The 13347-nt window shown below is 65.4% G+C and carries 12 protein-coding genes; all 12 read left to right on the top strand.

Features of this window, described 5'->3' with window-relative positions; all coding sequences use genetic code 11:
* Nucleotides 1-196: 196 nt before the first annotated feature.
* The 12 genes from atpB (at nucleotide 197) to K307_RS24915 (ending at nucleotide 13181) form a co-directional block, all read left to right on the top strand.
* Complete coding sequence (gene atpB / locus K307_RS24970) at nucleotides 197-1063, top strand: F0F1 ATP synthase subunit A (RefSeq protein WP_042887385.1); 867 nt, start codon at nucleotides 197-199, stop codon at nucleotides 1061-1063.
* Between the two features lie 61 nt (nucleotides 1064-1124).
* A complete protein-coding gene (gene atpE / locus K307_RS24965) occupies nucleotides 1125-1391 on the top strand; it encodes a F0F1 ATP synthase subunit C (RefSeq protein ID WP_013958389.1) in 267 nt (88 codons plus the stop codon).
* Between the two features lie 99 nt (nucleotides 1392-1490).
* Nucleotides 1491-1961 carry a F0F1 ATP synthase subunit B gene (locus K307_RS24960; protein ID WP_042883557.1) on the top strand — a complete coding sequence of 157 codons (471 nt, stop codon included), beginning with the start codon at nucleotides 1491-1493 and terminating at the stop codon, nucleotides 1959-1961.
* A 2-nt stretch (nucleotides 1962-1963) separates the two neighbouring features.
* Nucleotides 1964-2506 (top strand): F0F1 ATP synthase subunit delta, encoded by a 543-nt coding sequence (locus K307_RS24955; RefSeq protein ID WP_042883556.1) that lies wholly within the window; start codon nucleotides 1964-1966, stop codon nucleotides 2504-2506.
* Between the two features lie 39 nt (nucleotides 2507-2545).
* A complete protein-coding gene (gene atpA, locus K307_RS24950; RefSeq protein WP_042883555.1) occupies nucleotides 2546-4087 on the top strand; it encodes a F0F1 ATP synthase subunit alpha in 1542 nt (513 codons plus the stop codon).
* Between the two features lie 73 nt (nucleotides 4088-4160).
* Complete coding sequence (atpG, locus tag K307_RS24945) at nucleotides 4161-5036, top strand: F0F1 ATP synthase subunit gamma (RefSeq protein ID WP_042883553.1); 876 nt, start codon at nucleotides 4161-4163, stop codon at nucleotides 5034-5036.
* 33 nt (nucleotides 5037-5069) lie between these two features.
* Nucleotides 5070-6473, top strand: coding sequence for a F0F1 ATP synthase subunit beta (gene atpD / locus K307_RS24940; RefSeq protein ID WP_042883552.1), 1404 nt, complete (start codon nucleotides 5070-5072; stop codon nucleotides 6471-6473).
* Between the two features lie 97 nt (nucleotides 6474-6570).
* Nucleotides 6571-6987, top strand: coding sequence for a F0F1 ATP synthase subunit epsilon (locus K307_RS24935; protein ID WP_042883551.1), 417 nt, complete (start codon nucleotides 6571-6573; stop codon nucleotides 6985-6987).
* A 702-nt stretch (nucleotides 6988-7689) separates the two neighbouring features.
* Nucleotides 7690-8130 carry a CoA-binding protein gene (locus tag K307_RS24930; protein WP_042883550.1) on the top strand — a complete coding sequence of 147 codons (441 nt, stop codon included), beginning with the start codon at nucleotides 7690-7692 and terminating at the stop codon, nucleotides 8128-8130.
* A 66-nt stretch (nucleotides 8131-8196) separates the two neighbouring features.
* Nucleotides 8197-9147, top strand: coding sequence for an alpha/beta hydrolase (locus tag K307_RS24925; RefSeq protein ID WP_042883549.1), 951 nt, complete (start codon nucleotides 8197-8199; stop codon nucleotides 9145-9147).
* A gap of 90 nt (nucleotides 9148-9237) precedes the next feature.
* A complete protein-coding gene (hemE, locus tag K307_RS24920) occupies nucleotides 9238-10329 on the top strand; it encodes a uroporphyrinogen decarboxylase (RefSeq protein WP_042887384.1) in 1092 nt (363 codons plus the stop codon).
* A gap of 524 nt (nucleotides 10330-10853) precedes the next feature.
* The gene (locus K307_RS24915; RefSeq protein ID WP_051975174.1) at nucleotides 10854-13181 is read left to right on the top strand and encodes a primosomal protein N'; all 2328 of its coding nucleotides are present in this window, start codon (nucleotides 10854-10856) and stop codon (nucleotides 13179-13181) included.
* Nucleotides 13182-13347 lie beyond the last annotated feature (166 nt).

Below are 13347 nucleotides of genomic sequence, written 5' to 3'. Positions count from 1 at the left end.
GGGCACCAAGACGGAATATCAAGAGTTTCCCGTGACGGTTTCACAGTGGTGACACCGGACACGGCCAAGGTTGGACCCCGCTTGCATCGCGGTGACCGGCGAATCCGCCGAAGGCGATGCAAGACGCGTACCGGGCGTTGGCCACAGAGTGGCGGCGCACGGCCTGAAGATTTCGCAATATACCGTTCGTATCGACATGTCTGATGCTACCCAAGGCGCCGAACACGCGCTGACACCCTCCGGCTATATCGCCGAACACTTGCAGAACTTGAACTCGGTCGGCGGCAAGCAGGCGTCGGTGGTCGATTTCTCCGTGATCAACTACGACACGGTGTTCTGGTCCGTCCTGTGCGGCGCCATCGCCTTGCTGGTCCTGTACTTTGCCGCGCGCCGCGTCACCGCCGGCGTGCCGGGCCGCTTCCAGGCCTTCGTCGAGATGATCGTCGAGATGGTCGACGACCAGGCCAAGGGCATCATCCATGGCGACCGTTCGTGGATCGCGCCGCTGGCGCTGATGGTGTTCTGCTGGATCACCATGATGAACGCGATCGACCTGATCCCGGTGGACTGGGTCAACGGCCTGAATCACGTCCTCGGCATCTTCCACCTGCATATCCCCCACCACCGCGCAGTGGCCACGGCCGACCTGAACGGCACCCTGGGCATGTCGTGCTCGGTGCTGGTGCTGATGATCTACTACAGCTTCAAGATCAAGGGCACGGGCGGCTTCATGCACGAGCTGTTCTCGGCCCCGTTCGGCGCCAAGTGGTACCTGGCCCCGTTCAACCTGGTCCTGAACCTTATCGAATTCCTGGCCAAGGCCGTTTCGCTCGGCATGCGGTTGTTCGGCAACATGTACGCCGGCGAACTCGTGTTCCTGCTGATCGCGCTGCTGGGTTCCATCTGGACGTTCAGCGCCGACCTGTCCGCGCTGGGTTTTGTCGGTCACGTGCTGGCCGGCGCAGTCTGGGCGATCTTCCACATCCTGATCGTCCTGCTCCAGGCCTTCATTTTCATGATGCTGACGCTCGTGTACATCGGCCAGGCTCACGATCACCACTGATTTCCGGTTTTTGGTTTTTTGGTTTTTTGGTTCTAAGTCTCTCTAAATTAAAGGAGTCATCATGCAAGCATTTCTCGCCAACATCCAGGGTCTGACCGCCATCGGTATCGGCATCATCATCGGCCTGGGCGCTATCGGCGCCTGCCTGGGTATCGCCCTGATGGGTGGCAAGTACATCGAAGCCTGCGCACGTCAGCCTGAGCTGATGAACCCGCTGCAAACCAAGATGTTCCTGCTGGCTGGCCTGATCGACGCGGCATTCCTGATCGGCGTGGGTGTTGCAATGCTGTTCGCCTTCGCCAACCCGCTGCTGGCTGTCATCAAGTAATTCTTTTCGGTCTGCATGATGCTGACGGGCGGCGCGGGCCACCAGCCTGGCCGCCTTTTGTGCATTTATCTGTAGTTTGATTACCGAAAGGAACACACCATGAATCTGAACGCAACGTTTTTTGCGCAGATGGTCGTGTTCTTCATCCTGTGGTGGGTTGTTGCCAAATTCATTTGGCCGCCGCTGGTGAAGGCGCTCGACGAACGCGCAACGAAGATCGCCGATGGCCTCGCCGCTGCCGAGAAGGGCAAGGCCGAGCTCGAACTCGCCAACAAGCGTGTGGACCAGGCCCTGGCCGAAGCCCGCACCGAAGGTGCCCAACGCGTCGCTGACGCCGAGAAGCGCGCCCAGCTGACGGCAGACGAGATCAAGCAGCACGCCCAGGCAGAAGCCGCACGCATCATTGCCCAGGCCAAGGCCGAAGCCGATCAACAGGTTACCCGCGCGCGCGAATCCCTGCGCGACCAGGTTGCCGTGCTGGCCGTCAAGGGTGCCGAGCAGATCCTCAAGCGTGAAGTGAACGCGCAGGTCCACGCCGACCTGCTCAATCAACTCAAGGCTGAGCTCTAATCATGGCAGAAACCGCAACCATTGCCCGTCCCTACGCTGAGGCGCTGTTCCGCGTCGCCAGCGAGTCGAGCGCAGGCAATCTGGGTGCATGGTCCGAACTGGTGTCGGAAATGGGGCAGGTTGCCGCCAATCCCGACATGAAGGCGATCGCCGGCGATCCGAACGTTCCCGGCGAAAAGCTGGCCGAACTGTTCCTGTCGGTGCAGAAGTCCCCGCTGAATGACGAGGCTCGCCGCTTCGTCAGGCTGCTGGTGGATAACGGCCGCCTGACGGTGATGCCGGAAATCGCCGAGCAGTTCCATGTGCTCAAGAACGCCCGCGAGGGGTCGTCGGATGTCGAGATCACCAGCGCATTCCCGCTGGAAGGTCCGCAGTTGAACGACCTGGTCGCTGCACTCGAACGCAAGTTCGGCCGCAAGCTGTACGCGAAGGTGGCGGTGGACCCGTCCCTGATCGGCGGCGTGAGCGTCAAGGTCGGCGACGAAGTGCTCGACACTTCCGTGCGTTCGCGCCTGGCTGCCATGCAAGCCACGCTGACCGCCTGACCGCCCCGGCCGACGGATTGAAGAATTAGGAGCATTGTGATGCAACTGAACCCCTCAGAAATCAGCGAGCTGATCAAGACCCGCATCTCGGGCCTTGGCGCTGAAGCTGAAGTGCGCAACACCGGCACGGTGATTTCCGTGACCGATGGCATCTGCCGCGTGCATGGCCTGTCTGGCGTGATGCAGGGCGAGATGCTGGAATTCCCCGGCAACACCTTCGGCCTCGCGCTGAACCTCGAGCGCGACTCGGTCGGCACCGTGGTGCTGGGTGACTACGAACACATTTCCGAAGGCGACACGGTCAAGTGCACCGGCCGCATTCTGGAAGTGCCGGTAGGCAAGGAACTGCTGGGCCGCGTGGTCAACACGCTGGGCCAGCCGATCGACGGCAAGGGCCCGATCAACGCCAAGGAAACGGACGTGATCGAGAAGGTCGCCCCGGGCGTGATCGCGCGTCAGTCGGTGAGCCAGCCGGTGCAGACCGGCCTGAAGTCGATCGACTCAATGGTGCCGATCGGCCGTGGCCAGCGTGAGCTGATCATTGGCGACCGCCAGACCGGCAAGACCGCCGTGGCCGTCGACACGATCATCAACCAGAAGGGCAAGGGCATGTACTGCGTGTACGTCGCCATTGGCCAGAAGGCTTCGACGATCTCCAACGTGGTGCGCAAGCTGGAAGAGCACGGCGCGATGGAATACACCGTCGTCGTGGCCGCCGCCGCTTCGGATTCGGCCGCCATGCAGTACCTGGCTGCCTACGCCGGCTGCACGATGGGCGAATACTTCCGCGACCGCGGTGAAGACGCGCTGATCGTCTACGACGACCTGACCAAGCAAGCCTGGGCCTATCGCCAGGTGTCGCTGCTGCTGCGCCGCCCGCCGGGCCGCGAAGCCTACCCCGGCGACGTGTTCTACCTGCACTCGCGCCTGCTGGAGCGCGCTGCCCGCGTGAACGCCGACTACGTCGAGAAGTTCACCAACGGCGCGGTCAAGGGCCAGACGGGTTCGCTGACCGCGCTGCCGGTGATCGAAACGCAGGCCGGCGACGTGTCCGCATTCGTTCCGACCAACGTGATCTCGATTACCGACGGTCAGATCTTCCTGGAAACCGACCTGTTCAACGCCGGTATCCGTCCCGCTATCAATGCCGGTATCTCGGTGTCGCGCGTGGGTGGTGCCGCCCAGACCAAGGCGATCAAGAGCCTGTCCGGTGGTATCCGTACCGACCTGGCCCAGTACCGTGAACTGGCTGCGTTCGCGCAGTTCGCTTCGGACCTGGACGATGCCACCCGCAAGCAGCTCGAGCGCGGCCGCCGCGTGACCGAACTGCTCAAGCAGCCGCAATACCAGCCGCAGCAGGTGTGGCAGCTGGCAGCATCGCTGTTCGCCGCCAACAATGGCTTCCTCGACAACGTGGAAGTGAAGGACATTCTGCCGTTCGAGAAGGGCCTGCACGACCACCTGAAGACCAAGTTCGCCGACCTCGTCAACCGCATCGAAGACTCGAAGCAGCTTTCGAAGGAAGATGAGCCCGCCCTGCGTGCCGCGATCGAGGATTTCAGGAAGTCCGCCGCGTTCTAACCGCGAGATTCCCCGACACCGCCGCCGCGCCTGCTGATGCCGGCGCGGCGATGGTGCGGATGGAGAGGAAGATATGGCCGGAACGAAAGAGATTCGAACCAAGATCAAGAGCGTGCAAAACACGCGCAAGATCACCAAGGCGATGGAGATGGTCGCCGCGTCCAAGATGCGCAAGGCGCAGGAGCGGATGCGCACTGCCCGTCCCTATGCCGAGAAAGTACGCAACGTCGCGGCGCACCTGGCTACGGCCAACCCCGAATTCAAGCACCCTTTCATGCAGGAGCGCGAAGTCAAGCGCGTCGGCATGATCGTGGTCACGACCGACAAGGGGCTGTGCGGCGGTCTGAACACGAACGTGCTGCGCGCGGTCACCAACGAGCTGAAGAGCCTGCAAGGCCGCGGCGTGGACGTGCACGCGACCGCCATCGGTACCAAGGGCATGCAGTTCCTGGGCCGTATCGGCGCCAAGGTGGTTTCGCATGTGGTGCAGCTCGGAGACACCCCGCATCTGGAAAAGCTGATCGGTGCGGTCAAGGTCCAGCTCGACGCGTTTGCCAACGGTGAAGTCGATGCGGTGTACCTGGCGTACACCAAGTTCATCAATACGATGAAGCAGGAACCGATGGTCGAGCAGCTGCTGCCGCTCGCCGCCGACAAGCTGGCCCAGACCGAAGAGGAAAAGCGCGCCTACTCGTGGGATTACATCTATGAGCCCGACGCCCAGACCGTGGTGGAAGAACTGTTGGTCCGTTATGTCGAAGCACTGATATTCCAGGCCGTGGCCGAAAACATGGCGTCCGAGCAGTCGGCGCGCATGGTGGCCATGAAGTCGGCATCCGACAACGCCAAGAACGTGATCGGTGAACTGCAGCTGGACTACAACAAGACCCGGCAGGCGGCGATCACCAAGGAACTGTCGGAAATCGTCGGCGGTGCGGCAGCCGTCTAAGGCGTCAAGAATTCAAGCTATCGGAGATACGAAATGAGTATCGGAAATATTGTGCAGTGTATTGGCGCCGTGGTGGACATCGAGTTCCCCCGCGACGCGCTGCCGAAGGTGCACGACGCGTTGGTGCTGGAAGACAGCAGCGAAGCCTCGTTCGCCGAGAAGGGCCTGACCTTCGAAGTGCAGCAACAGCTGGGTGACGGCGTGGTGCGTACCATTGCCCTCGGTTCGTCCGACGGCCTGCGCCGCGGCATGAGCGTGAAGAGTACCGGTGCGCCGATCTCGGTGCCGGTGGGCATCGGCACGCTGGGCCGCATCATGGACGTGCTCGGCCGTCCCATCGACGATGCCGGCCCGATCGATTCGAGCGAGAAGCGCGCGATCCACCAGAAGGCCCCGAAGTTCGACGAACTGTCGCCGTCGGTTGACCTGCTGGAAACCGGCATCAAGGTGATCGACCTGGTCTGCCCGTTCGCAAAGGGCGGCAAGGTGGGTCTGTTCGGTGGTGCAGGCGTGGGCAAGACCGTCAACATGATGGAGCTCATCAACAACATCGCCAAGCAGCACAGCGGTCTGTCGGTGTTTGCCGGCGTGGGCGAGCGTACCCGTGAAGGGAACGACTTCTACCACGAAATGAAGGACTCCAACGTGCTCGACAAGGTGGCCATGGTGTTCGGCCAGATGAACGAGCCGCCGGGCAACCGTCTGCGCGTGGCGCTGACCGGCCTGACCATGGCCGAGCGCTTCCGTGACGAAGGCCGTGACATCCTGTTCTTCGTAGACAACATCTACCGTTACACGCTGGCCGGTACCGAAGTGTCCGCGCTGCTGGGCCGTATGCCTTCCGCAGTGGGCTACCAGCCGACGCTGGCCGAGGAAATGGGTAAGCTGCAAGAGCGTATTACCTCGACCAAGACCGGCTCGATTACGTCGATCCAGGCCGTGTACGTGCCTGCGGATGACTTGACCGACCCGTCGCCTGCTACCACCTTCCTGCACCTGGACTCGACCGTGGTGCTGTCGCGTGACATCGCTGCGCTCGGTATCTACCCCGCCATCGACCCGCTCGACTCGACCTCGCGCCAGCTGGACCCGCAGATCGTCGGTACGGAACACTACGAGGTGGCCCGCCGCATTCAGCAGACCCTGCAGCGCTACAAGGAACTGCGCGACATCATCGCGATTCTGGGCATGGACGAACTGTCGCCGGAAGACAAGCTGGCAGTGAACCGCGCCCGTAAGATCCAGCGTTTCCTGTCGCAACCGTTCCACGTGGCAGAAGTGTTCACGGGTTCGCCGGGCAAGTACGTGCCGCTGAAGGAAACCATCCGCGGCTTCAAGATGCTGGTCGAAGGCGAGTGCGATCACCTGCCCGAGCAGGCGTTCTACATGGTCGGCTCGATCGACGAAGCCTTCGAAAAGGCCAAGAAGCTCCAGTAAGCCTTGCTTTGTTGCTCCTGCCTCGCGGCAGGGGTGACGGCTGGCCGCCATGTGCGTCCGGCCGTCTGAAGCGAAGGTGTTGGAGAAAGGATCTGATATGGCAACCATTCTTGTAGACGTCGTCAGCGCGGAAGCGTCGATCTTCTCCGGCCAGGCGAAGTTCGTGGCGCTGCCGGGCGAGTCGGGTGAGCTGGGCATCCTGCCGGGTCACACGCCGCTGATCACGCGCATCCAGCCGGGTGCGGTGCGGATCGAGAAGGAAGACGGCAGCGAAGAGTTCGTGTTCGTTGCCGGCGGCATTCTCGAAGTCCAGCCCAAGCACGTCACCGTGCTGGCCGACACCGCCATCCGCGGTGGCGACCTGGACGAAGCCAAGGCCCAGCAAGCCAAGCGTGCAGCCGAGGAGCTGATGCAGAACCGGAGCAGCGACCTGGACCTGGCCCGCGCCCAGAGCGAACTGGCCGTGGCCGCCGCACAGCTGGCTGCCATCGCCCGCCTGCGTCGTAAGAAGTAAGAACAGAGCAGCACCGTCGCATTGTTGTTTTTTCGATGCGACATTTAAAAAAGGCAGCCGCGAGGCTGCCTTTTTTGTGGGCACAGCGATATGCTTTCGACTCGCCTGGACAAAAAAAAGCGCGCGGGCCGGGGAGGCTCCGCGCGGACGGGAAAATCCCTTCGAGGGGTCAATTCGAAGGAACGGGTTCGGTCCAGGTCGACAATCAAGGCGCAACGGATACTCAATATCCGCACACAGGCCGCAAAGGCCACGCGCTGCAACGGTCTTCCTGGTGCTCCGGTCCAGCGGCATCTTTGCTGGATCGGAAAATCGGGTTACTGCTACAAAAAGGCTTTCTTCACCACGCCCCTTTAGGTCTGCACAGCCTTTGTTTGCCGGGGCGCCGCACCCGGACAGCGGGTGTGTCAATGCATTGTGGGGGAAACTCCCCGGCATGGCAGTAACAAAATGTATCGTTTTGCAAGAAGTTGAAAGCTGGCGGTGTCAAGATCCGGCGCGTTCGCCACATTTTTGCACGTTGTCGCCACGTTCGACGCCGTAACGTGCAGCTACCTTATCAATCCCGGCAGGTTTTCCGTGTTCGATCTCGCACCATCCCCTGCGTGACGATTCGCGGTTACGATTCGATACGTCGTGCCCGATGCTGCCCACGCCGGCCGCATCCGGTGCTAGCCGACTTGTCCACATGCCGGAGACGCAATGCCCCCCGAGATGCAGCAAGCGATACAAGCCATGCTGGCGATGAAGACCGTGGCCGTGGTCGGCCTGTCCGACCGTCCGGAGCGCCCCAGTCACGAAGTGGCCGAATTCCTGCAGGGCCACGGCTTCCGAATCGTGCCGGTCAATCCGCGCCACGCCGGCGAGCGCATCCTGGGGGAGACCTGTTACGCCACGCTGCGTGAAGCGGCCGACGCTGCGGCTGCGGCGGGGGCACCCATCGAGTGGGTCGATATCTTCCGCCGGGCCGAGGATACGCCGCCCGTGGTCGACGAGGCCATCGCCATCGGCGCGCGCGGGGTCTGGCTGCAACTGGGCATCGTCAACGACCAAGCCGTGCGCCGTGCCGCCGACGCCGGCCTGCTGGCGGTACAGGACTGCTGCAGCAAGATCGAGCTGACACGCCGGCTTGGCCTGGACTGAAGCGAGCCGGGCAAGTTATCCACAATCCTGTCCCACCTTTTTACCGATTTTCCCCCGCCACCTACCATGGCCATCGATCCGCAACTGCTCGCCTACTACCGCCGCCTCGCTGACCGCTACGCCGGGGAGCCGGTCCCGGCCGACATCCCCGCGCACCGCGCCCGCTTTGCCGAGATCGCGGCCGCGTCGCTGCTGCCGGACCCGGAGGGCATCGCGGTGCAGGACCTGGAGCTCGCGCTGGCAGGCCGCACACTGGGGGCGCGGCTGTTCCGCCCACAAGGCGTGGCGGCGCCGCGGCTGATCGTCTACTTCCATGGCGGCGGCTGGGTGATCGGCTCGGTGCAGACGCACCACACCGTGGCCGCCTTGCTGGCCGCCGATACCGGCTGCGCGGTAGCCAGCGTCGACTACCGGCTCGCGCCGGAGCACCCTTACCCGGCACCCAGCGACGACGCCGCCGACGCGGTGCTGTGGCTCGCCGGCCAGCGCCAGGCGCTCGGCCTGGCACCGGACTTCCTGGCGGTGGCGGGCGACAGCGCCGGCGGCCACCTGGCCGCGCAGGCCGCCCAGCAGCTAAACGGGGGCGACGCGGTGCGGGTCGACGCCCAGTTGCTGATCTACCCGGTGACGGCGCCGGTACTCAGTTCCGAAAGCTACCGCGCTTTCGCCGAAGGCCCGGGCCTGACGCGCGACGAGATGGCGTGGTTCTGGACCCAGTTCATCGGCACCGAGGCCCTGGCCCAGGGCGCCGCGCACCCAGACCCGCGCGTGCACCTGATGGCCGCGCCGCCGGTGCGCCCGCCCGCGACCGTGGTGGTGGTGGCCGCGCACGACGTGCTGCGCGACGACGGCCTCGCCTATGCCGATTTCCTGGTGCGCCATGACGCCCCGGTGATCACCATCGAGGCCGGCGGTATGTCCCACGGCTTCGCGCGCCTGCAGCCCGAGGCCGAACGCGCGCGCGCATGGATGCGGCGCGCCGCCGCCGCCTTTGCCGACCTGCTGGACGACGCCTGAGCGAATTCCCGCGGATTCCCGGACAGGCGGCCCGCAAAGCCCCGGCGCGGTGCGGCCATCCCTTAGAATGGCGGTCTTACGAGGATGACCATGACCGCACTGCAGAACGATACCTTCCTGCGCGCGCTGCGCTGCCAGCCCACCGAATACACGCCGCTGTGGCTGATGCGCCAGGCAGGCCGCTACCTGCCCGAATACAACGCCACGCGCGCCCGCGCCGGCAGCTTCCTCGGGCTGGCCAAGAACCCGGCCTACGCCACCGAGGTCACCCTGCAGCCGCTGGACCGCTATCCGCTGGACGCGGCCATCCTGTTCTCCGACATCCTGACCGTGCCTGACGCGATGGGCCTGGGCCTGTCGTTCGCGCAGGGCGAGGGCCCGCGCTTTGCGCACCCGCTGCGCACCGAGGCCGACGTGCAGAAGCTGGCCGTGCCCGACATGACGTCGCTGCAGTACGTCTTCGACGCCGTCAGCGAGATCCGCCGCGCGCTGGTGCAGGACGGGCGCCAGCGCGTGCCGCTGATCGGCTTCTCCGGCAGCCCGTGGACGCTGGCCTGCTATATGGTCGAAGGCGGCGGTTCGGACGATTTCCGCACGGTCAAGGCGATGATGTACGGCCGCCCGGACCTGATGCATCGCATCCTCGAGATCAATGCCGAAGCCGTCACCGCCTACCTGAACGCGCAGATCGAAGCTGGGGCGCAGGCCGTGATGATCTTCGACACCTGGGGCGGGGCGCTGGCCGACGGCATGTACCAGGCCTTCTCGCTGGCCTATATGCGCCGCGTGCTGGCCGGCCTGAAGCGCGAGCACGACGGCGAGCAGGTACCCGCGATCGTCTTCACCAAGGGCGGCGGCCTGTGGCTGGAGGCGCTGGCCGACACCGGTGCCGATGCGATCGGGCTGGACTGGACCGTCAACCTGGCCCAGGCGCGCCAGCGCACTGGCGGCCGCGTGGCGCTGCAGGGCAATATCGATCCCACCGTGCTGTTCGCCCCGGAAGCGGCGATCCGCGAGCAGGTGCGCGGCGTGCTCGACAGCTACGCCGCCGGCGGCGGCAGCGACGGCCATGTGTTCAACCTCGGCCACGGCATCTCGCAGTTCACGCCGCCCGAGAACGTCACCGTCCTGGTCGATGAAGTGCATCGCCACAGCCGCAAGTTGCGCGTCGCGCAGAAGTGACGGTGCCGGTGTGCGTGGGGGCAAGCCATTGCTGACGCGCCCCGCGCTGCAACGAACCGGCGCGCTGCTGTGCCCGGTGCTGCCGGAGGCGCGCCGCTACTGCTGTCAAGTAAACTTTTTCGCCAGCATTCGCCAAAAAGGTGCTCGGAGTTGATTGGCGGCACTTGACTTATGCACACCGATAGGTTTGCCGCAGTGCAAGACGAAGCCACCCTCTAACCTATCCGGGGGATGTTTGCAAGGTCTTGATTTTTAAGGATTTGGAAGATTTTCAAAGCATGGGGCGATGCCGGTGAATTCCCTTGTTTTGCGGGGCTTTCGGGTTCCCCGGCGCGACTTTTCAACAAAGTTATCCACAGGGGCGGTGGAATTAGTGGAAAACCAGTCATCTATCATCGACTTAGGGCCACATTTGAAGTTTTACTTTAAGTTGATGTTGCGCCGCACACAAAAACCCCCCGCCCACGCCCTGCGCCGCTCTCTGCACAGCGTGTGGGCAAAGGCGGTGCACCAGGAATGGACGCATGGCGCACGCTAGCGGCGCCATCCCTCTCCTTGAGCTCGACACGGCACCCGCCGGGGCCGTGGCGCCGGCTGCCGGCGCTCAGTCCATCGTCCGGGTCGCGCTGGACACACCCGCCGACGACTGCTTCGACTACCTCGCCACGCCCGACATCGCCCTTGGAGACGTGGTGGTGGTGGCATTCGGCCGCCGCAGCCTGGTGGGCGTGGCCGTGGCGCGCGCCGATGGCTCCGATGTGCCGGCCGAGCGCCTGCGCCCGGTGGCGCAGCGGCTGGACTGGATGCCGCCGCTGCCGCCCGACTGGATCGAGCTGGCCGCCTTTGCCGCGCGCTACTACCAGCGCCGGCTGGGCGAGGTGATGCTGCCGGCCCTGCCGCCGGCGTTGCGCGAGGCCGAGAGCTGGCCTGGCCTGGGCCAGCGTGCCCGCACCGACGAATACCGCCTGCTCCCCGGCCGCGCCGATGACCTGCTGGCCGCCGTGCCGCCGCGTGCACGCAGCGTGCGCGCGCTGGCGCAGGCACTGGCCGACCGCGCCGCCACCACCGGCGAGCCGCTGGCGCTCGCCGACGCACGCGTGCTGTGCGCGGCCGCGCCGGCCCGGCTGGCCGAATGGCAGGCCGCCGGCTGGGTCGAGGCCAGCCGTACCGCACGCCCGCTGCTATCGGTCGACCCGGGGCAGCCGCCATCCGTGGCGCCCGCGCTGCACGACGAGCAGCGCGCTGCTGTCCAGGCTATCGCCGAGGCCGAAGCCTTTGCCCCGTTCCTGTTGCACGGCGTCACCGGCAGCGGCAAGACCGAGGTCTACCTGCATGCGATGCAGGCGGTGCTGGAACGCGATCCGCAGGCCCAGGTATTAATGCTCGTCCCCGAAATCAACCTGACGCCGCAACTCCAGGCCCGCATCGCCGCGCGCTTCCCGCACCTGCCGCTGGCCGTGCTGCACAGCGGCCTGGCCGACCAGGAGCGCAGCCTGCAGTGGCTCGCCGCCCACCGCGGCGAGGCGCGCATCGTGCTGGGCACGCGCATGGCCGTGATGGCCTCGCTGCCGGCGCTGGCGCTGATCGTCGTCGACGAGGAGCACGACACCTCCTACAAGCAGCAGGAAGGGCTGCGCTACTCCGCGCGCGACCTGGCGGTGTGGCGCGCCAAGCAGCGCGGGATCGCGGTGGTGCTGGGCTCGGCCACGCCGTCGATGGAGACCTGGTGGCGGGCAGGGCAGGGCACTTACCGCAAGCTGGTGCTGCGCGAGCGCGCCCAGGCCGACGCTGCGCTGCCGGCCGTGCGCCTGGTGGACCTGAACCAGGAGCGCCAGCGCCAGCGCGCGCTGTTCGAGGGCCTGTCGGTGCCGCTGCTGGAAGCCATCGACGCGCGCCTGGCGCGCGGCGAGCAGAGCCTGCTGTTCCTGAACCGCCGCGGCTACGCCCCGGTGCTCGCCTGCGACAGTTGCGGCTGGCTGTCGGGCTGCCCGCGCTGCTCGGCGTACCTGGTGCTGCACCGGCCCGAGCGGCGCCTGCGCTGCCACCATTGCGGGCTGGAAGCGCCGGTGCCGCACCACTGCCCGGACTGCGGCAATGTCGATATCGCGCCGCTCGGGCGCGGCACGCAGCGCATCGAGGAGGCGCTGGCGGCACGCTTCCCGCAGGCCCGCATCGCCCGCATCGACGCCGATTCGACGCGGCGCAAGGGCAGCGCGCAGGCGATGTTCGACGAGGTCCACGCGGGCGAGGTCGATATCCTGGTGGGCACGCAGATGGTCGCCAAGGGCCACGACTTCCAGCGCGTGACGCTGGTGGGGATCGTCCATCCCGACGCCGCCATGTTCAGCCACGACTTCCGCGCCGCCGAGCACCTGTTCGCCTCGCTGATGCAGGTTGCCGGCCGGGCAGGGCGCGCGGGCCTGGCGGGCGAGGTACTGATCCAGACCCGCTACCCGGACACCCCGGCATTGCAGGCGCTGACGCGCCACGACTATGATGGATTCGCGGCCAGCCAGTTGCGCGAGCGGCGCCAGGCCGGGTTGCCCCCGTTCTGCTTCCAGGTGCTGGTGACCGCCGAACATGGCCAGCTGGAACGGGCGCTGCAGTTCCTGCAGGTGGCGCGCCGGCATGCCGATACCTGCCAGCTCGCGGCCGAGGTGCAACTGCATGACCCGGTGCCGATGTCGATGGTTCGCATCGCCAACCGGGAGCGCGCGCAGATGCTGGTCGAGGCCGCTTCACGCCCGGCGCTGCAACGGTTTGTGGCCGAGTGGGTACAGACTTTCGCAGAGGTAGGAACGGAGGCCAAGGGGGTGCGCTGGCAGCTGGAAATCGATCCGCTGCGGATCTGATCCATGCTGGCTGGTGCAACCTCGGTATTAGGGTTTTCGATAGGGTTGCACCGGGTTGCACCTTGATGATTCCCGGGAGTAAGATCGCCCCAGCTCACAGGCTGCGGCCGGTCGCGCGCCCCTGCCATTCCGGCACAGACGCGGTAGCACCGGCGGCGGCCTCCCG

Origin of the sequence: Cupriavidus necator A5-1 (assembly GCF_000744095.1) — a bacterium.
Taxonomy (GTDB): Bacteria; Pseudomonadota; Gammaproteobacteria; order Burkholderiales; family Burkholderiaceae; genus Cupriavidus; species Cupriavidus necator_A.
The sequence above is the reverse complement of the archived record's forward strand: the minus strand, read 5'-3'. Positions and strand labels throughout refer to the sequence as shown.